15 protein-coding genes are annotated in these 20,053 nt (G+C 32.9%); 8 read left to right on the plus strand and 7 right to left on the minus strand.

Annotated features, from left to right (window positions below):
- The first annotated feature begins 11 nt into the window (after window positions 1–11).
- Window positions 12–2,603, plus strand: coding sequence for an AAA family ATPase (locus UABHE_RS07710; protein ID WP_372369671.1), 2,592 nt, complete (start codon window positions 12–14; stop codon window positions 2,601–2,603).
- A 627-nt stretch (window positions 2,604–3,230) separates the two neighbouring features.
- Here the strand turns inward: UABHE_RS07710 and lepB are convergent.
- Window positions 3,231–3,980: a signal peptidase I gene (gene lepB / locus UABHE_RS07715; RefSeq protein ID WP_372369672.1), complete on the minus strand. Its 750-nt coding sequence runs from the start codon at window positions 3,978–3,980 to the stop codon at window positions 3,231–3,233.
- 42 nt (window positions 3,981–4,022) lie between these two features.
- On the opposite strand from lepB, the gene UABHE_RS07720 reads away from it, so the two are divergent.
- Both UABHE_RS07720 and UABHE_RS07725 read left to right on the plus strand, forming a co-directional pair.
- Window positions 4,023–5,045: an IS110 family transposase gene (locus UABHE_RS07720; RefSeq protein ID WP_372369673.1), complete on the plus strand. Its 1,023-nt coding sequence runs from the start codon at window positions 4,023–4,025 to the stop codon at window positions 5,043–5,045.
- A 203-nt stretch (window positions 5,046–5,248) separates the two neighbouring features.
- On the plus strand, window positions 5,249–5,677 hold the full coding sequence (locus UABHE_RS07725; protein WP_372369537.1) for a VOC family protein: 429 nt from the start codon (window positions 5,249–5,251) through the stop codon (window positions 5,675–5,677).
- Here the strand turns inward: UABHE_RS07725 and UABHE_RS07730 are convergent.
- From UABHE_RS07730 to UABHE_RS07740, 3 genes are read right to left on the minus strand one after another with little or no spacing between them, the layout of a single operon-like run.
- Window positions 5,666–6,046 (minus strand): response regulator, encoded by a 381-nt coding sequence (locus UABHE_RS07730; RefSeq protein ID WP_372369536.1) that lies wholly within the window; start codon window positions 6,044–6,046, stop codon window positions 5,666–5,668. The genes UABHE_RS07725 and UABHE_RS07730 overlap by 12 nt on opposite strands.
- Window positions 6,036–8,381 (minus strand): ATP-binding protein, encoded by a 2,346-nt coding sequence (locus UABHE_RS07735; protein WP_372369674.1) that lies wholly within the window; start codon window positions 8,379–8,381, stop codon window positions 6,036–6,038. The genes UABHE_RS07730 and UABHE_RS07735 overlap by 11 nt, the downstream gene beginning before the upstream one ends.
- Complete coding sequence (locus UABHE_RS07740) at window positions 8,378–9,823, minus strand: aspartate aminotransferase family protein (RefSeq protein ID WP_372369675.1); 1,446 nt, start codon at window positions 9,821–9,823, stop codon at window positions 8,378–8,380. Before UABHE_RS07740 ends, UABHE_RS07735 begins: the two co-directional genes overlap by 4 nt.
- 282 nt (window positions 9,824–10,105) lie before the next feature.
- Between UABHE_RS07740 and cdd the strand changes: the two genes are divergently transcribed.
- Window positions 10,106–10,510, plus strand: coding sequence for a cytidine deaminase (gene cdd, locus UABHE_RS07745; RefSeq protein WP_372369676.1), 405 nt, complete (start codon window positions 10,106–10,108; stop codon window positions 10,508–10,510).
- Between the two features lie 34 nt (window positions 10,511–10,544).
- Here the strand turns inward: cdd and UABHE_RS07750 are convergent, their stop codons facing one another.
- On the minus strand, window positions 10,545–13,106 hold the full coding sequence (locus UABHE_RS07750; RefSeq protein ID WP_372369677.1) for a protein kinase: 2,562 nt from the start codon (window positions 13,104–13,106) through the stop codon (window positions 10,545–10,547).
- 321 nt (window positions 13,107–13,427) lie between these two features.
- On the opposite strand from UABHE_RS07750, the gene UABHE_RS07755 reads away from it, so the two are divergent.
- The 3 genes from UABHE_RS07755 (at window position 13,428) to UABHE_RS07765 (ending at window position 16,563) form a co-directional block, all read left to right on the plus strand.
- Complete coding sequence (locus UABHE_RS07755; RefSeq protein ID WP_372369678.1) at window positions 13,428–14,501, plus strand: L-threonylcarbamoyladenylate synthase; 1,074 nt, start codon at window positions 13,428–13,430, stop codon at window positions 14,499–14,501.
- Window positions 14,502–14,859: 358 nt separating this feature from the next.
- Window positions 14,860–16,197: a serine/threonine-protein kinase gene (locus tag UABHE_RS07760; protein ID WP_372369679.1), complete on the plus strand. Its 1,338-nt coding sequence runs from the start codon at window positions 14,860–14,862 to the stop codon at window positions 16,195–16,197.
- Window positions 16,198–16,254: 57 nt separating this feature from the next.
- Window positions 16,255–16,563 carry a hypothetical protein gene (locus UABHE_RS07765; RefSeq protein WP_372369680.1) on the plus strand — a complete coding sequence of 103 codons (309 nt, stop codon included), beginning with the start codon at window positions 16,255–16,257 and terminating at the stop codon, window positions 16,561–16,563.
- 438 nt (window positions 16,564–17,001) lie between these two features.
- Here the strand turns inward: UABHE_RS07765 and UABHE_RS07770 are convergent, their stop codons facing one another.
- Window positions 17,002–17,715, minus strand: coding sequence for a hypothetical protein (locus UABHE_RS07770; RefSeq protein WP_372369681.1), 714 nt, complete (start codon window positions 17,713–17,715; stop codon window positions 17,002–17,004).
- A 210-nt stretch (window positions 17,716–17,925) separates the two neighbouring features.
- Here UABHE_RS07770 and UABHE_RS07775 point away from each other — a divergent pair, with 210 nt between their 5' ends.
- Window positions 17,926–18,837, plus strand: coding sequence for a tyrosine-type recombinase/integrase (locus tag UABHE_RS07775; RefSeq protein WP_372369682.1), 912 nt, complete (start codon window positions 17,926–17,928; stop codon window positions 18,835–18,837).
- A gap of 8 nt (window positions 18,838–18,845) precedes the next feature.
- On the opposite strand, the gene lhgO is transcribed toward UABHE_RS07775, so the two are convergent.
- Complete coding sequence (gene lhgO, locus UABHE_RS07780) at window positions 18,846–20,048, minus strand: L-2-hydroxyglutarate oxidase (RefSeq protein ID WP_372369683.1); 1,203 nt, start codon at window positions 20,046–20,048, stop codon at window positions 18,846–18,848.
- Window positions 20,049–20,053: the final 5 nt, after the last annotated feature.

Below are 20,053 nucleotides of genomic sequence, written 5' to 3' on the forward strand. Positions count from 1 at the left end.
ACAGGTGAAAAATGAATAAAAAATATAAAAAACCTGAAGATTTAAAACCTGCAAAATTAACTGCTCGTGAAAAACAATTTTCAGAGTTAAAAGATTATTTACGCAAAGCCGTAAATGGAGAACCTAATTTCGTATTGTTAAAAGGAGATGAAGGTCTTGGTAAAACTCGTTTAGTTGAAGAACTCAGTAACTTTCGTAAAGCACAGTTTCCTAGTACCCAGCATTTTGAAGTTACTTGTGAAAAAGATGACGAGTTACAACCTTTTTTGCGTATCGCCCATACTATTTTTCGCATTCAAGCGGAATGTCCACCCTTAAAAAAAGAATTCCATGTTGGGACTCCTGGGAATACGCTTGACTATAAGTTTATCGATTTTGCCATGTCCAATTACACGGAAGAGTCTGTAGAAAACATATTTTTTGATGTTGAAACGGATCTTAGTACTATTTATAAAAGCATAAGTGGCTATATTCGTTCTCATGCTCAACAACAAACGGTTTGTATTATTATCGAAGACATTCATCACATTGACCGCAACAGCGCTGATTTCTTAATTCATTTTTTAAATGATATAGAACAAGGAGATCGTTTACTTGTAGTTCTTTGTTATCATGGAGATGAAAGCTCTGGTGAAAATGGACTCCAAAGAATATTGCCAACAATGTTTCGTACTAGTAAACTAAAAGAAGTGAAACTGTCTCCTTTTTTGGTTCGAGATATTCCTGGCTTTATAGATTCTATTGTTGGCGAAAATACAAACATTGGTAACGATTTAGCTACTATGCTATACAAAAATAGCAATGGGAATCCTTACCGATTACAAGCTTTTGTCCAAGATTTTATTAAAAAAAAGCTATTATTCTATGATGGTAGTAAATGGAATATTAAGGTTTCTTCTCAATTTTTTCACCAGCTTCCACAAGAAGTAGAAGAATTACTTATAAATAATCTTGATAAACAAAGCAAATATCAACAAGAAATATTACAAGCGCTTGCAATGTCAAAGCGTAGTTTAGATGCTGAAATTTTAAGCACAGTAACAGGTCTTGCTTCATCACAATTACCTTACGTTCTTGAAGAGTTAATGAAGCAAAAGTATATTTTTAATGAAGACGGTATTTATAGTATTTCTAGTGAAAAAATTTCCGAAGAAGTCATTGCGCGTTTAGAAGAAAAGCAATTGCACAAAGCGTATTCTAAAATGGCCAAAATTATAGAAAAGAAATATGCCAAGGATTTTCCGTTTATTGCTGATCTCTATTTCGAAGCGCAAGATAAGAAAAAATTACTTACTTATGGTATACAGGCTGGTGATCTACTCTACAGCAAAGGGAATTTCTCTAAAGCCCTTGATTATTATGATAAAAGCCTTTCCTATGCACAGGTATCCAAGAAAAGTATTTTTAGTAAAACTCTCATTTCAATAGGCTCTTGTCACTATCGTTTAGGTAATTACAAAAAAGCACTCGAGAATTTTTCTGAAGCAAAAACCAACATAACTTCAAAAGAAGATGAATATGCAATTGCCCAAGGCAAAGGTTTTTGCTTACACGCGCAACACAAACATCGCGAAGCTAGAAGCGTACTGCGCAATGTACAGAAACAATTACCTAAACCTAATGAAGAAATATTTTTAGTCTTGTCATCACTAGAACTCGAAAGACTCAATTTTGGAAAAGCAAACGGTTATTTTAAAAAATACAAAGAATTCTCTACAGAAATGGATAATTTAAAACCTGTAGAACTAGCTTGCAGAGGTAGTTTGGATTTTTATTTTGGTAAATGGGAAGACGCGCAAAACAATTTAGACCAAGCGTTGGTGTTTTTTGAACAGTACAAACAAGAAAAAGAATTGGTACAAACTAGTTTATTAAACGCTGAATTTGTTTTTTATAAAAAAGGAATAGATACGGCAAATGAGTTTATTCATACTGAAAGAGTCAAACAACTACAAGACTCGTATCTACAATTTCGCCACGATTATTTACTAGCAAATATGGCGATTGAATTGGGAGACAGTGAAAAAGCAAAAGAGCTGTTTAATAATATTAGAAAACAAGGTAAAGAACGCGGAGATGAAAGAGTCTTTGGTTATGGTACGTATGGTTTAGGCTTGTGTAAATTAGTTTTCGAGCGCCAAGCAGATGAAGCACATGAATTAGCAGCAAAGTCCTTGGATTATGCCAATAATTCTGGCGATGGCTATTTAGCCGCTGAAAATTATCATCTAATTGCCAAGGCTAATTTGAAACAAAAAAACTTTAGTGGTGTACAAAAATATGTTGAATATAGTCGGAACGGTTGGAAAAGTTTAGGGGTTATGTGGAAAAATTACCGCGTTAATTTGTGTTTAATCCGTTTATTCGCATATACTCGAAACATTGACAAAGCAATAGCATCCTTGTTAAAGTTAGAAGAAAAAGCAATATCTCTAGGGGACAATTATCTCTTAGCTGATATTTATTTTGAACAAGGAATAACTCATAGACTAGCAGCGAAAAAAGATATGAGTTATGAACATTTTAAAAAGTCAGCGGAAATCAATCAAAAGTTACAGAGAGTTTTTCAGTATAAAAAAGCATTACATTTATTGAAAAATTAAGGTGTATAGTGGTATTCTATGCAGATAAAATTTCTTGTAATAGTTCAAAATACCAAGTATCCGATATGAGTAGGGGTTCCGTGAGAGCCCCTGCAATCCAAACCAAATGCTTCCCTAAAATACTATAATCTAATCCTAAATCCGAACTTTATAAACCTTACACTAATCTCACTTCTTACCTTGTTGACCATACGGAACATGTTGATTATGATTACTTCAGATCTCTTTGTTTACCTATTGGCAGTGATCGAATCTTCGTGTAAATGGTTTATTCAACAGTAATTCAAAGATTCTGGTATGCGTTGGTCTTTCTCTCGTTTTGATAATTTACTTTCTCTGCGTCTCGCTTGGGTTGATAAACTATTTCTCTGAGCTATTTTCAGCCTTCCACCTTTTGTTACATGCGTCCAGATTGCTCGCAATTATACATGACAGGGAGATGATGAAGGTATTGGTAGTCCAAGAACGAACCCATACTAGACGTTCCGTGTAGTGGGCAAGCTCCCATACCAGAGCCTCTAGCAAGGCTTATCGCTTCAGGATATTCTAGAAAAGAAATTAAGCATATTTACTTTTCACATTACATATCTACTCAAAAATGTCAAAAAAATTTATGCCTAGAAAACTTTATCGTAAATCATTCATACGTCTAAAAGGAAAAAGGATGCCAACACAAACCCCTACAATGTTTCTTTTAGGTACATCTCCATAAACACGACTATCTTTACTATTTTCCGAATTATCGCCAATCACAAAAAATGAATCTTTCGGCACAAGATAAGGAGCTTTACATGCAAAAGATAATTTTTTCTCTTTAAATTCCCTAGTATAAAAAACGCGATAGCTGTTGTTATACTTCAAATCTTTGAATTTGTCTGTAAGCAGTCGTTCGTTATTTATATACACATAAGGCGGTTTTATAAAAATGCGCTCTCCAGGCAAACCAACCACGCGTTTTATACAAAAAATATTATCATTTTCTAGAGACTTAAAGATAACTAAATCACCTCTTTTTACCGGATAATAATCATAATAATAAAAATCACATGTAACATAATCTTCACTCATTAAAGCTGGAGCCATCGATTCTCCAGGTATTTTAAGTATGATAGGATTTACATTATAGGTGGATTTTGTGGCAAAAATAATAAAACAACATAGCAAAGTAAAAGTGACACTTTTTACTACGGAGTGTCCATATAATTTTTTAAAGGTATAAACATGCAGGAGCAATACACAAAACAGCAATATCAAAGCTAGAACGGTAAAGAAAATTCCACCTTTTAAACAAAGTATGCAAGCTAGTGAGAAAAATATTTGAATACCAGTAATAGTAAACCACGTTTTAGGTAGCAAAGGGTCCCCAGAGAACAACACTCAGTGAGAAAGGTATTTCATTCATAAGATAAGGAATAAAAAATGTCAGTTCTCACAGTAGGAATAGATGTAAGCCAAGACAAATTGGATGTCGCAATAATAAGTAAAAGTCAGGATAAGCCAACAGATCTTGGAACATTCTCCAACGCAAACAAAGGTCATAAAAAGTTATTAAAACAGTTAAAGAACATAATAAAAAAACATGAGTTAGAAAAAATACGAGTAGTAATAGAGCCAAGCGGTGGATATGAGCAACCAATAGCAAGATTTGCTCTCGACCACGAATGGACTGTAAACATGGTCAACCCATTTAAAGTAAGAAAGTGGGCTGAATCAGAAGGCATAAGAGCCAAAACAGATCGCATGGATGCAAGATTACTTGCTAATTTTGCTATTGCAAAAGGCACTTTACCACAGTGGCAACCTCAAGAAGAACACATTGCTCAACTTGACGAAATGCTCAAACGTAAAGAAGAGTTACAGCAATCCCTTTTACGTGAAAAAAATCGCCTTAATGCCTTACTTCTCAAACTAAAGTTCGAAGGTTCTGCCCTTGCTAGTATCAAAAGATCTATTGAATGGATTCAAGATGAAATTAGACGCCTTGAGAATGACATCAACGATCACATTGGGAAGCATACTGACTTAAAAGAACAAGTCAAAAAGCTCAAAAAAACTCCTGGCGTTGGTGATAAAAATTCTCTTTACTTTCTTGTTCTGTTTCATCGTTGGACTTCTCTTACTCAAGGTCTTGGTTCTGCAAAGCAACTTACTTCTTATGTTGGTCTTGATCCAGTTCCTCGATCTAGTGGTTCTAGCATTAAATGCCACGAAGCTATTTCTCGTAAAGGTAATCCTTCTTTACGTAAAATGCTGTATCTTGGAGCTCTCGGAGCTGTTTACGGAACTACAAAAAGTCCTCTTCGCACCTTTTTTAATCGTCTTGTTTCTCGTGGCAAGCACAAGAAGCTTGCTCTTATTGCTTGCGCTCGTAAAATTCTTATTTGGGCTTGGACTACTTTTCATAAAAATACGTCTTTTGATCCTTTAAAATTTACTTCTTAACCTTATTTTTTATAGCTTCTTTACTGTTCTTTGAAAATTTTAATTTTACTGAGTTTTTGACTTGTCTCGATGAGAGAAATCTATTATAAGATTGGAAATATTTTTAAAACAAGAATTTTCTCTTTAAAAACAACGAAAATAATGATAATATTTCACAGTAACAAAACCGTACATTATTAACTCATGCAATAAAGGAAATATTTATGGAACCGCGAATAACTATCGTTACTTTAGGTGTCAAAGATTTACAGCGTTCTTATGATTTTTACTGTCGTGGCTTAAAGTTCCCTACAAACAGTGATATTAAAGATGGCATTCTTTTTATCCAAACACAAGGAACAAGATTAGCTTTATATCCCTTTGAGAAGTTAGAAGAGGACATTGGTATTGAATTTCCACAACAACATACAGGATTTCGAGGAATTACATTTGCTCATAATACAAAAAAACGCCAAGATGTCGATGCTGTTTTACAGCTAGCACAACAAAGTGGTGGTACAATAGAAAAAGCGGCTCAAGATGTTTTCTGGGGAGGCTATAGCGGATATTTTTCTGATCCCGACGGTTATTTGTGGGAAGTGGCATATGCTGATAGTTTTCAATTTAACGAGGATGGTAGTTTAGTTATTTAATTTTGGTTCAAAATGAGAATTCATACACTCAATCAATGTCTGTGGTCGAAATGGCTTCGTTATATAGTCTGTACAACCTGCTTGCAAACATTTATCTTTCCACCCTTTCATTGCATGGGCAGTGAGGGCTATTATTGGTATTGTTCGGTATGTGTCCATTTTGCGTACCTCACTTGTGGTTTCCAGACCACTTTTTTGTGGTAAGTGAATATCCATAAGTATCATATCAGCATTATTATTTTTACACCACTCTATAGCATCTTCTCCATTTTCTAAAATTTGCGTTTGATAACCATAAAATTTTAGAATCTTTTCAACAAGTTGGCTATTATCTTTATTATCTTCGACTATTAAAACTTTACGATTCATTTTTTTTATCTTCCGTTATTTCACAAATTATCTTTATTAACTTTTGCGAACTCAAGCCGCTTTTAACTAGAACACCGTCTATTTGCTCAATATTTTTTCGTAATGGATCGTCTGTTAAAACAATCACTGGAATATGTTGAAATTTCTTTTTTATACTACGAATAAATTCCTTTTTTTTATCATTAATACTTAAAAAACTAAGAATGATAACATCAGGTATTCTTTTTCCTGTAAATTCAGGTAAAGAACTCAAACAAGAGTAGTTTTCGATTGTGCAGTTCATTTCAAAAAGATGTTTTTCCAAAAGTTCAAAGTTTTGTTTACTACCAATATGTAGTAATTGTATTTCTTTCTCTTTCTTGGTAACGCAGTTTTTTATATGGTTTAACAATAAATGTTGTTTGATTGGCTTTGTTAAATATGTTATGGCCCCTAGACTAACAGCTAAATCAATACTATCAAATATAGAAATCATAATTACAGGAATGTTAGAAGTTGTTGATTTTTGTTTTAGTTTGGTGAGCACCTGAAAACCATCCATATTTGGCATCATAATATCTAGTAAAATCACTTTTGGTTGTAATTTTTCCGCCATTAAAAAACCAGAGAGACCATCGTGAACTGCAGCAATTTTGTAGCCATTGTTTTCTAAAATTTTACTAGTTATTTCACACACATCAGTATTATCATCAACAATAAGAACATCTATTTGTTTGTCGTCCAATTTGTAGTTATTTTTTTCAAAACAAGGTAAACACAGTGTAAAAGTACTTCCGTAGTCTTCGCGACTTTCTAATATTATATCACCATTATGCATTTCTGCAAATTTTTTAGATATAGTTAAGCCAAGCCCAGAGCCACTATATTTTCGAGTTAACGAACTATCAACTTGCGTAAACACATCAAAAATACGTTGTTGTTGTTCTTTATTAATACCGATACCAGTATCTGTAATTGATAAATACACCATACTACTATTAAAGGACAATTCTACGGTAATTGAGCCACTCTCTGTAAATTTGATGGCATTTCCTAGTAAGTTTATAATAACTTGTCTAATTTTCTTTCCATCAATATATACATCTAATTTTTCTTGTGGATATATTTTTTTTAACTGCAATTTTTTTGAAGAAAGAAGAGGTTGCATTGCTTCTATACAAGATTCGATTAACAAATTTATATTTTGCTTCTCAAGTTGTAGTTCTTCTTTCCCAACCTCTATTTTTGTTAAGTCAAGTATTGTATTAATAAGTTCGAGGAGATGGTTACCGCCATTAATAACTTTTTGAAGACTTTGCTGTTGTTCGCTATTTATTGGACCATCAAAACCGGCTAGCACACATTCTGTATATCCGATAATGGCGTTCATTGGTGTTCGTATTTCATGGCTCATATTTGCTAAAAATTCACTTTTACTATGACTTGATTTCTCTGCTAGGTCTTTTGCTTTTTGCAATTCAATACTTCTTGTTGTATTTTGAGTTATGTCCCTTATAACAGTATAACATTTTTGTTCATCTACCACAGAAGCTATCTTCCAGGATAACCATTGATAATCTCCTTCTCCTCTTTTATATCGATTTTTAAAACTGAGGTGTGAAGAATTTTTGAATAATTTAGATATATTCTCTTTGGTAAGTTTACGATCTTCATCATGAATTAGATTAAGGAAAAAAGATTTTGAAAAATTTTCTTTATCAAGGTTAAGTGTTTCGCGAAATGCTTTGTTAGAGGCGCAAAGATTGTAGTTAAAATCAAATATACACATCATATCTGGAGATATATCGAAAAACATTTCAAATTGACGTTGATATTTTTCGCGTAGTTTCACTTCTTTTGTCAGTTCTGTTATTCTAATTGCGTTAATCTGATCTTCAACAGCTTTTGCTAAGTCCGACAACATTTGTTGATTTTCAGTGTTCCAGGTACGCGGAACTGTATCAATAATACATAATGTACCAATAAAGTGGTCTCGATAGGTCAATGGTTGCCCTACATAAAAGCGAATATTAGGTTCACCAACAACAAGAGGATTATCACAGAAACGACTATCTTTTGTTGCATCTTCAACAATAAAAATTGTTTCTTGGACAATAGCATGCCCACAAAAAGAAATAGTACGAGAGGTTTCTTGCGCACCCAATCCCTGGCATGATTTAAACCATTGACGATCACTATCAATTAAACTGATAAGTGCTATTGGTACGTCAAATATACTCTTGGCTAATCTTGTCAAACGATCAAAACGTTCTTCTGGAGGAGTATCTAAAATTTGTAGTTGTTTTAATGCATTTAGACGCTCTTTTTCATTTGAAGGGTAATCGGGCTCTTTCACTGAATGTTTTCCTTTTGTAAATTTGTTGCAACTTCGTGAATATGACTTAGTAATTTTACTAGTGTTTCTTTTGTTGTAAAAGGATTCATAATTGTTGTTCGCAAGTACACTTTGTCTTTTAAAGTTGTATTCACTATGTAAAAACGTCCCAGTTGTACCACTTTTTTACATATAGCTTTTTGTAATGTATCTAGGCAACCATTATTTGACATAAAGCGAAAACAAACAATATTACCTTGAGGAATAACAGCAAGCTCAAAGTTAGAATTTTTTTCAATTATATCAGCAAAATATTTACCCATATCAAAGGTATAGTCAATATAACTCGCAAAAAAATTCTCACCATAATGGCGCAAGCAAAAATACGCCTTCAGTCCCATTGATGGTTTGGTACATTCCATTGTGCGCTGACTAATAGCTTGCCAATCATCTGTTTTTTCATTTGAGTATAGATAAGGAGCGTGTTGCTTTAATGCCATATACGAATTTTCTTTTTTTCGAAAAACAACGCCTGTACACAAACTCGGCATCATCATCATTTTATGAAAATCCCACACAACAGAGTCAGCTTGAGATATTCCATTTGTTAAATTGCTATATTTTTCTGACAAGACAACAGGAGCACCATGAGCCCCATCAACATGAAACCACAAATCATGCTCTTTACAGAATTCAGCTATTATTTGTAAATTCTCAAAAGTACCTGGCCCCGTATTACAACAACTTCCAACTACAGCAATTACCTTACGGTACTTCTTAAGCGCTTCTTGGAATGATAAATCTAGAGCTTTTCTCGTAACTTGAAAATCGCGATTAGAAGCAATAGAAATAGCACCATTTTTACCTAAACCCATTATTTGTGTAGCGCGCTCAACACAGTAGTGAGCCTGGTCGGAAACTAATACTGCGAGAGGTTGTTGTATACCATCATTCCAAACATCATAGCCTGATTTTACCTGCCTTGCAGCAAGTAAAGCCATCAAATTTCCTAGTGATCCTCCAGCATTAATAAATCCACCAGAGTCTCCTCCGTAACCTATTTTTTGTGCGACCCACTCGATAAGTTTTGTCTCTATAGCTGCGTGTATCGGACCCATTTCAACAATTGCAGTACTGTTATTTAAAAAAGAGCTAACTAAATCAATAGCCGATGCCATTGGAAGAGGAACAGCGACTTGGTGTCCGATGTAATTAGGGTGATGTAAATGCTGTGAATAATCGATTATTTTTTGAACAAAACTTTGCCAATCATTAGAAAATGAACTAGTAGGGCTTAAACATTCGCTCAATATACTTTCCCAATTTGTCGATTTTAACACTTTTTTTGTATCAAAATCTTCATGCATTGATTGTAAATATTCAGATAGCATATTTATTATTTGTTGTGTGTTATATTTGAAGTTCTCTGGCGAAAACGCTTGCGAAAATGATATATTAGTCATATGACTCTCTTTTAGGTACAGTAACCCAAAGCTATTTTTGCTAAAACGAAAGTAAAATTACAAGATCGGTACACTTCAATAATTTTGCTAAAAAAATTAAATATCTTGATTTTTGTTAATAACTTATTATAGAATATGAACCTTTTCCCATTTTACAGTAGATTTTACTGAAATAAAGTATAAAACTTGTCAATAAGAGATAGATTATCTTGTTTGACAATAAATACAATATGTAATATCCACTATAAGAATCTAATTTAATATGATGAGATGTAAAATTTAATGGAAATACAAAAATATCATAATTTAATAGAAGAGGCAAAAAAAGTTAGAAAAAACTCCTACGCACCATATTCTAAATTTAAAGTAGGAGCAGCTCTTCTATGCGAAGATGGAGACATTTACGTGGGATGCAATGTTGAAAATGCTTCTTTTGGATTAACTTGTTGCGCTGAAAGAAACGCCATTTTTAACGCTGTAGCTACGGGAAAGAATCGATTTACAGCAATTGCTGTTGTTGTAAATTCTCCTCAACCTTGCACTCCTTGTGGTGCATGTCGCCAGGTTTTAAATGAGTTTTGCCATGATATGGATATTATTATGGTTAACATTCGTGGAAAAATGAAAGTGGAAGTAACTCCACTGAGTGAACTTCTCCCACGTTCTTTTGATGCCAAAAGCTTATAAAATATTGAGCTATAATAAAAAACAAGATACGCTTTTAATTGTTTGCATTTCTTATTCGTCTTTCTAGATCAGCGCGAGCTTGCCCTCTAATTTTAGGTGAAGCGTATTGTAGCTTTTGTATTGCTTTCTCCCAGTTTTCAACAGCTTTCTTTTTTTGCTTATTTGCGATATAACAGTCACCTAACAAAAGGTAAGAAGCATATACCTTTGGCGCTTTTTTTGTCAATTCTTTGGCTATTTTGAGCGCTTTGTTTAATTCATTCTTTATCAAACACACCTGCCCTAAAGAAAGCCGAGCCTGAATATTTCGAGGATTTATTTCGATCGATTTTTCTAAATCATCTTTTGCTTTATCAAAATTTTGTATTACGGAAAAATATACCAAACCTCTTTCTAAGTATCCATAACTACTCTGAGGATGCTTTCTAATGTGTTTCGTAAAAAAAGTGACTAGTTTGTATGGATCTCCCATTTTCTCCAAAATAGTCCTTGCTCTACTAAAATAAAGTTCATCTTGCAAATTATTACTAAGCACAGTAAAAAAATCATTAGCAGCCTTGTCGTATTTTTTTAGTTTTGCATAAATAATAGCTCTTTGCTCATAACAATGAAAGCACTTGCGAATTTTTAGCGCCCCACTGTAAAACTGCTCTGCCTCTTCAAATCGATTAAGAAGTTTTAATATGTGTCCCTTGTAACTAAGCGATATTGCAGAAGCAGCACTATTTAACGAAATGTCAATGTATTTTAGTGCTTTTTGGTATTTTAATTGGTGTACTAAAATATAACTTTTTTCGTAGTTTGCTCGCGCATTTTCTGGAAAGTCAACCAAAATTTGCTTTACGTATTTATCAGCAAGAGCATAGTTTTTCTGTTTCACAAAAACTCTGATTTGATCTAATTTATTTGCTAATTCATGAGAAGACATTTTTGTTTTAGGTTTTATATCGTTTTCTGGCGTTTTTTCGGGAATTTTTACAACTTCTTCTTCCGTTTTATTGTTATTTTCCTTGTCATTTTCATTAGTATACTTAAATTCATCCGGATTCTTATTTTCAGGTTTAGTGTCACCCGAAGAAGATGCAATCACAACAATGAGTATTAGTACTGCCAATGCTGAGATGATAGCAACAATTATACCTGTATTTGCGTTACTATGTTGTTTACGCCTTTTGCCTTTTTTTCTGACTTTACTTCTCATGTCCGGGTTACGCCCTGTAACCGCTAAATTTTTTCTTCCTGGTTTATGGCTTGCTACCGCATTTTCCAAATCTTTAGCAAAACGTTGCGCACTTGCATAGCGATCTTTTTTCTTTTTAGCAATTGCACGCATACAGATACGAGAAATATCTTCAGGTATTTCTTTTCGAGCTAGGTGTGGTGGTTTTGCTTTTCCCTCTGCTATCTTCCGTAGTAAAGCAGGAAAAGTATTTGCTTCGTAAGGAGGCTTACCAACAATAAGCGAGTAAAAGACAACTCCTAATGCATAAATATCACATTTAGCATCCACAGATTCAGGATGATCTATTTGTTCGGGGGCCATGTAGGCAGGAGTACCCATGAAGCTACCCGCTTGAGTTAGTTCTTGTATTCCTTGTTTGTCTTTTGCTAAACCAAAATCAGTTAACCATGTTTTACCTTCTTTGTCGATCATAATGTTCGCTGGCTTAATATCGCGATGTATTATATCTGTTTGATGAGCTGTATAAAGAGCATTGGCGATAGGAGTAAGCATTTTGATTGCCTTACGATACGGCATAGGAGTTTTTTCATGGTCTAAACCATGCCCTTCGACAAACTTCATTGCAAAGTACGGCATCCCCTCTTCACTACCTAAATCATAAACAGGTATGATATGTTCGTGCTGTATTTTGTAAACAGACCGTGCTTCGCGCTCAAAACGAGCAACATCAAGTTGAGAAGATCCTTCACCGCGAATAAGAACTTTTAGTGCGACTGTACGCTGAAAAGACGGATCATATGCTTTATACACAATTCCCATTCCACCACGAGCGATTTCTTCCTCAATTTCATAGCGTCCGAAATTTTTAGGAACACTTGCTCCCACCTGAAGAACACCATCTCGAAATTGTACCCGCCCCAATCCTTCTTCTATTTCATTTGCTTTTTGAAATATCGTTTGCAGCATATCATTTTCAATAAAACGATTACTCACAGAAAATTGAGCTATATTGCACTGAGTTTTTTCATACTCTTTTGACCATTTTGAAAGGATTTGGTTTACCTGTTGTAGGTTAAACATTCCTTCTTTCATAGCAGCCATCCCAAAAACAGCAGCCTGTTTTTGATCATTATTTAATCTAAAATAATCTTGTTGCTGTTGTGGAATATTATCTATGGAAATAACACCTTCAGTTAAGAGTGAATTCCCAGCAATCGTGAATATACTCATTGAAGTTTCTGTAATTTGCAATTCTTCGTTATGCAATACTTTTTGTGCTTTATCTTTTACGCCTTTTTTGCGCGCTTCTATTAAGATATTAGTATATGCCGTTATTATATTTTTTGATTTAGATTGTTGTAATAAAGCGCCTAAAAATATAATATCTTCTTGCGTTAGATGTGTGTGTTCCATGACTCATTTCTGTCAAAAGAAAGTTATTGTTTTTTATTAGAGGAACAGTCATATTTCTCGATGTTTGTTATGATAAACAGTAAAAGAATTTTTTTTTAGATATGTAGTACTAAAAATTGTAAATTTTTGTTAGCTACACCGTAAATATATCATCCAAACATCTTGTAGTTTACCGACTTTTTATTGTACTGGAAAAAAAACAAGTATTGCAATAAAATTTTTGTAAATAAACGATGTCTTACACTTTAAACAAATGCAACAAGTATTTTAATCTTAGTAAAATAACTATTTATTAAAAAGTAAAACGGAATAGGATGCCATATGGATATAATTAAATTCACTGACAATAACAAAGAAGTTATTGCCGCTGCTATAGAAATTCTAAATAAAGGAGGTATTGTAATATATCCAACGGAAACGTGCTATGGAGTAGGGGTAGACGCCACTAACCAACAAGCGGTAAACAAAGTTTTGGAATATAAAACAAAAAGAGCAGATAAAGCACTTTCTATAGCAGTTTCTGATCGGAAAATGGCGGAAAATTATGTTGAATTAAACAATACAGCAACTAATTTGTACAACTTATATTTACCAGGACCTATTACTGTTATTTCTCGGGGAAAAAATAAAGTAGCAAACCATGTACAAGCGTTAAATGGAACACAAGGAATAAGAATACCTGACTATAAGCTCATTCGCGATATTGTTGCCCAATTTGGAAAACCAATCACTGCGACATCAGCAAATGCTTCGTATAAAAAAACCCCATATCATATTGATGACATTTTAAATAATATTTCGAAAAAACAACAGAAGTTAATCGGTTTAATCATAGATGGTGGACAACTTCCCAAAAGAAAACCAAGTATTGTTACAGATACCACCGTGGAAGATTTAACGGTAGTAAGGCGTAGTGATTTTGATTTTGAAAATTTTAAAGAATATCATTCTTCTTGCGAAAAAGATACGGAAGATTTTTCCCTAGAAATTTTTAACAAAATACAATCTTATATTGGAAAAAAATTAATAGTATTTCTTTTACAAGGTGATCTTGGTACTGGAAAAACTTTTTTTACACGTGCTTTTGCAAAACATCTAGGTGTTAAAGAAACTGTATCTTCTCCTACTTTTATACTATGCCGTGAGCATCAAATACCTGAAGCACAAGGAATGTTATATCATATTGATACATATCGCATGTTCGAAGCGAAAGAAATGAATGACTTACGTTGTGAAAAAATGTTCAAGGCTCCTAATATTCTTATAATAGAATGGTCAGATAAGGTACGTAACTACATTGAAAACTTTTTTGACGGAGCTATTGTTGTGGATATGTATTTAGAACATATTGATATGTGCAAAAGAAAACTATTGTATGCAATTCGAACATTTTAGGATTTCAACTTGATATTCTTGGCATTAATCTTACATAGAAGAAATGTATAAATATAAAACATTGTAACAGTAATCAATACTTTATATGTTAAAATTTTATAAAAAAACAAAAAATAGCAAAAAATATTTTTGTTTAAATTTTACAAAAAATATTAAAGTAAAAATTCAAATAAAATTTGTAATTTGAAAAAAATAATATAAAACTTATATTTTGAAAAAAATAAATTATATTTCTGTTTTTTGTTTATATATTGATTTTGTTCCCATGTAAATTATACGGATAATTTACGAGTGTGTTATTTACTTAACACAGGTATTAAAAGTAGACTTATTTTGCAATATAGCTAGGATTTTTTATATGATTAATTCTAATGAACAGAAGATTATTCAGTACATTGTTCGCAATAAAATGCTTAGTCCCAATGATATCCAACAGTGTTTAAATTTAAAAAAGGGGACTGAAAAAAGCATAATTGATATTTTTATAAAGCAAGATTTACTTTCATATAGCCAGATAGCGAAAATTAATGTCGCTTTAAAAGGTTCAGATTTACATCTTCCGGGAATCCAACTTTTTGAAAAGTTAGGAGAAGGAGGAATGGGAACTGTCTACAGAGGTATGCAAACAAAATTAGAAAGAGAAGTTGCAGTAAAATTTTTACAGTTAGAAGAAGAGGCTCTTGTTTCAAGATTTTTTCAAGAAGCTCGTTTACTAGCCAAAATAGATCACCCTAACATTGTTCGTATTATTGATTTTGGATTCGAAAACGCTTCTCACTATTATATTATGGAATACATAAAAGGGGAGGATATATCAAGGTATGTAAAGAGAGTAGGAGTGCTTTCAGAAACAGAAGCTATACATATTATCTGGAAGGTGGCAGAAGCATTGGAGTGCCTTTATCAAAAAAATATCGTTCATCGCGATATAAAACCTTCCAACATTGTCTTAGGCAAAGATGGGAAAATAAAACTTTGCGATTTAGGTTTAGCTAAGCAAAAACAGGAAAAAGGAATTACTCGTACTGGTGCGGTAATAGGAACGCCGCACTTTATGTCCCCTGAGCAAATAGATTCTTCTGATATTGATATTCGCAGCGATATATATTCTTTAGGCGCGACACTATACTACATGCTTTCAAATTCTCCTCCTTATGACGGCAATTTTTCATCTATTGCTTATCAGCATGTTCATAAAGCCGTACCTAAATTACCGCAAAAAAATATTTCTAAATTTACTCGGCAACTTCTAGAAAAAATGATGGCAAAAGACATAAAAAAACGTATACAAACCCCTAGTGATATTTTGAAAACGATAAAATCTAGTACGCTTAACTACGCAGAAGTAAATTTTTCTATAAATTCACCTTTAACTGAACAGCAAAATGACATAACAACTATTGAACCTCCTGCTCAAAAAACAAAAGAATCTTCCCACGAAATAGAAAGTCCTATTAATGAAACAAAATTTTCTAATCTTGCCGTAGATTTAAAAAATAAAAAAAAATCAAAATTAGAATATCTATTTCTAGTAAGTGCGATAACTATTTGTTTGTTAATAGCATGTTTTCCTCTTTTTGTTTTTTTGTTTAGCTGTCCTTTATTTATTTTTATTTATCTATACCCTCAGAAGTTTTCCTTCCTCAAAAACAATAAGCTACGAGCAGATACACAGTTTTTTATAATATCTATTTGACTTTCTTTTTTAGTTATGTCTTTATCTTTTCTTCTTCATCCTCAAACAAAAACCGCTATGATAGCTATTCTATCAGCTCTGTTTACATCTTTAGGAAGAGCTATTGGATGGACTTTTGCTCTCAAGAGATATTGTTTTTCTTTAAAAGAGCTCTTGCTATGCGATTTTCTTTTATTACTTGCCACTACTTTAAATTTCATGATACCTATAGCTTTTACTCCAGCGATTGGTATTCCTTTCTTACTTTATCAAAATAAATTACAGAGTAAATACAACACCAATGATTGGAAAAAATATGCCATATCTTTGTCAGCTGTTACAGTTTTTACATTTCTCTTATCTTTGCCATTCAAACAAGTAGGTTGACAAAAAAAATTTCCTGTTCAACGAAAACAAAATCACTGCACTTTTGCGAAAATTTAAGACACATTTCACTTAGAATTGTTATTGATTTTGTTTTTGATAAATACACAGGTTTTCCCACCAAATTTTTTCTAAGAAAAAGAAAAAATTAAAATATCTAGGGCGTGTCATCATTCAATACAGATAAAAATATAACGGATTCATTTAATGATACGCCAGTAGTATTGAGCCCGAGCCCGTTTGCGAGCCCGCACCCGAAAACTTTTTGAGAGCGACAGAAAGTGATTTATTGGTTCAATACTAGTTTTTTGCGATGGAAAAAGAAACTTTGCTTCTTTGATAAATTGTTAGTGAAAGTTTCGCAAACGGGCTCGGGCTCGAAAAAACACACAATATTTTGAATGATGACACGCTCTAGTGAGAGATTCATATTTATTTTTCTTATCCAAAAAAGATAAATATTAAACTCAGTAAGACAACTATGTATGGTATAAATAAAAAAACAAAGGCTTTCTCAGGATTTCTTTGAACCAATTTTTTTTGTCGTTCTAAAGTTGGCTTACCTGGTAAAGTCTCTAAAACAATTGCTCGATTAGGATTATAGGGATCATATAGTATTGTTATTTTTTTCTCAGAATTTTCGAGCACATCACTAACATTTTCCCAAAAGGCAGTAAAGTTTTTTGCAACAGTGCGGTATATTTTTCCATCAATTGCTTTAAACTCAAAAGTATACTGGTAAACATCATAAACATCATGATCTTCTTCCTTTTCTCCCCACTCCATTGTTATAGTAAGTGTTTTATCCCCTTCAAGTTTTTTTGTTTTAGAAACAAGTGAGCCTACACTAATAATTCCATTGCGCAATAAATGTTCAGATGTTATAGATTCTTTCATTCCTAAATAAAAATTCTTTAGCACAAAAGAATAAAAGTAGTGTAGGAACAAAAGGGAAGCAGAAATCATTTTGAATATAGAATTATTAGCTTCAGCAAAAAATTCACTTTTGGTCATAATAACGACAATAAAAATAATTATTGCAAGAGCAATCCAAGCCATACTGTTGTACAAACCTCCAAGTAATACAGAGTAGCGAAATACAAATGGGATTTTTCTCGGAGGATAGTTAGATTCGTTATTTATATCAGATAACATAGTGTAACTCCCAAAATTGAAAAGTATATTTGTTATAGATATCGATTCAGTATACAACAACAAAATTATTTTTACAATTTACGTAGACAATTCTCCTCAAAAAAACCCGTACAAAACCAGCAACTTACATTTGACACTAAAATCTTCTTTTGATACAATAGTTACATAATAACAATTATGTAACCATAAATTTTATTTTAGGTGATTAATATGGAGCTGATATTAAAAGGCAAAGAGAACAATAACCCTCTAGATCTTTTTAATAAAGATGTTTGCGAAGTAATTGATGACTACATCTATGAAAAATACAGTAACAAGAACACTATATCATCATACAAGTCTTATATTAAAAGGCACACAAGATCTATTGGTATTAAAAAACTTCAAGATTTAAATCAAATTCACTATATTGATGTACGTAAAGCTATTGTTAATTTTATTAAGAGTTTTTCTTCTTCAAATACAAAACGAGTTGTGATTTCTAGTATACGTGGTTTTTGGAATTATCTTTGTGATGTCTATGGTTATAAAAAAAATCCTGTTCCTGTAAAAATGAATTTACCTCCAAGACAAAGTAAAAGTACTACCAAAAGTCTAAACCTAGACACGATTAAAAATTTATTAAGTAGATTACAGTCGTATAATAAATTTGGATTTTGTGATCACCTCAAATTTGTATTAACAACAACTCTTGCAACAACTGGTTTACGTATATCAGAAGCCTTGCAAATTACAGTCGAAATGATAGAGGAAGGGACTATCACGGTTGTGCAAAAACGCGAAAAAACACGAAAATTAGATTTGCCAAAGGAAACAAAGTCAGCTCTCGTTGATTTTATACAACGCTATGAAATTAAAGGATTTGTTTTTCAAACATCTACCAGAAAGGTAATGGGACGTGTATATGCTCATCGCTTGATAAAACAAGCAACGGGAATCAGTCCGCATGGATTTCGTAAATCAGTGATTGAAATTCTCATTGAAAAAGGAGTGCATAATCACGAAGTTGCAAAGGTAAGTGGACACAGTTCTATTAATATGGTTTTTTATTATGATAATCGCGACACTATTGCTGAAGCACATAAAACTTTGGCTGGAGATTTGTTTGACAAAAAGGAGTAGTCAGAGTTTTAAATAAGCTCACTCATATTAATTATACTTTCTGCAATAGCTAATGAAGCCGTCGCTGCGGGTGAAGGTGCGTTTAAAATATGTAAGGCGTTACGACTTCTTTCAACGCAAAAATCATCGACTAAATTGCCGTCTAAATCTAAAGCTTGCGCTCGTACACCTATCTTTTGGAAAACCATATCTTTCATTGTTACTATCGGAAGTAAACGCTTAGTACTTTGAACAAATGCGCGCTTTGAAAAAGAACGATAGTATTCGTTTACTCCTGTACGCCAATGACGAAAAGCAAATTTCCAAAAGCCTTTATACGATGTAATATCTGCAAAATCTTTCATTGAAAAAGATGCTTTGCTATAACCTTCTCTTTTAAATGATAACACTGCATTTGGACCAATTTCAACACTACCATCAATCATCTTCGTAAGATGAACACCTAAAAAAGGAAACTTAGGGTTAGGGACAGGATAAATCAAGCCGCGTACTAAGTTGCTTTGCTCTGCAACTAATTTATAATATTCTCCGCGAAAAGGAATTAATCGAATAGAGGGAGTAAGACCACAAAGTTTTGCAATATAATCAGCATTTAAGCCTGCGCAATTAAAAAAGTACCTACTCTTAAAAATTTTGTTTTTTGTAATTAAAGAATTGTAATTTGGGTGGGATTTGATTTTTTTTACATGGCAATTAAAAATAATATTTTGATTGGCTGACTTGATGAGCTCTACGAGCTTGTAACATACATCTTTGTAGTTAACTATCCCAGTTGTAGGAACCCAGATTCCAAGAGGAGAATCGACATGCTCTTCTATTTCGCGTAATTTTTTTCGATCAATAATCTCAATTCCTGGAACATTGTTTTCTAAACCTCGTTTGTAAAGATGCTCTACATAAAGTTGTTCTTCTTTATTAGAAGCAACAATGATTTTTCCAATACGTTTGTGTGATATATGATATTTTTCGCAAAAAGAATACAGTTTTTTTACGCCTGCTACACAAGTTTTTGCTTTCATTGAACCAGGTTTGTAGTAAATACCCGAGTGTATAACTCCACTGTTTCTTCCAGTTTGATGTAGAGAATGTGAATTTTCTTTTTCAAGGACCACCACTTTTTTTTGGGGAAACCGCTTCGATATTTCGTAGGCAGTAGCTAATCCTACAATTCCAGCGCCCACAATAGCAACATCATAACAATCTTCATTCATGAAAA

The organism is Candidatus Uabimicrobium helgolandensis, assembly GCF_041508025.1.
In the GTDB taxonomy this organism is placed as follows: Bacteria; Planctomycetota; Uabimicrobiia; order Uabimicrobiales; family Uabimicrobiaceae; genus Uabimicrobium; species Uabimicrobium helgolandensis.

Excerpts from the sequence above, each read along its gene's own strand:
- UABHE_RS07755 (WP_372369678.1), top strand. The coding sequence starts at position 13,428 with ATGGATATAATTAAATTCACTGACAATAACAAAGAAGTTATTGCCGCT.
- UABHE_RS07765 (WP_372369680.1), top strand. The coding sequence starts at position 16,255 with ATGATAGCTATTCTATCAGCTCTGTTTACATCTTTAGGAAGAGCTATT.
- UABHE_RS07725 (WP_372369537.1), top strand. The coding sequence starts at position 5,249 with ATGGAACCGCGAATAACTATCGTTACTTTAGGTGTCAAAGATTTACAG.
- UABHE_RS07760 (WP_372369679.1), top strand. The coding sequence starts at position 14,860 with ATGATTAATTCTAATGAACAGAAGATTATTCAGTACATTGTTCGCAAT.
- lhgO (WP_372369683.1), bottom strand. The coding sequence starts at position 20,048 with ATGAATGAAGATTGTTATGATGTTGCTATTGTGGGCGCTGGAATTGTA.
- cdd (WP_372369676.1), top strand. The coding sequence starts at position 10,106 with ATGGAAATACAAAAATATCATAATTTAATAGAAGAGGCAAAAAAAGTT.
- UABHE_RS07770 (WP_372369681.1), bottom strand. The coding sequence starts at position 17,715 with ATGTTATCTGATATAAATAACGAATCTAACTATCCTCCGAGAAAAATC.
- UABHE_RS07730 (WP_372369536.1), bottom strand. The coding sequence starts at position 6,046 with ATGAATCGTAAAGTTTTAATAGTCGAAGATAATAAAGATAATAGCCAA.
- UABHE_RS07720 (WP_372369673.1), top strand. The coding sequence starts at position 4,023 with ATGTCAGTTCTCACAGTAGGAATAGATGTAAGCCAAGACAAATTGGAT.
- UABHE_RS07740 (WP_372369675.1), bottom strand. The coding sequence starts at position 9,823 with ATGACTAATATATCATTTTCGCAAGCGTTTTCGCCAGAGAACTTCAAA.
- UABHE_RS07750 (WP_372369677.1), bottom strand. The coding sequence starts at position 13,106 with ATGGAACACACACATCTAACGCAAGAAGATATTATATTTTTAGGCGCT.
- UABHE_RS07710 (WP_372369671.1), top strand. The coding sequence starts at position 12 with ATGAATAAAAAATATAAAAAACCTGAAGATTTAAAACCTGCAAAATTA.
- UABHE_RS07775 (WP_372369682.1), top strand. The coding sequence starts at position 17,926 with ATGGAGCTGATATTAAAAGGCAAAGAGAACAATAACCCTCTAGATCTT.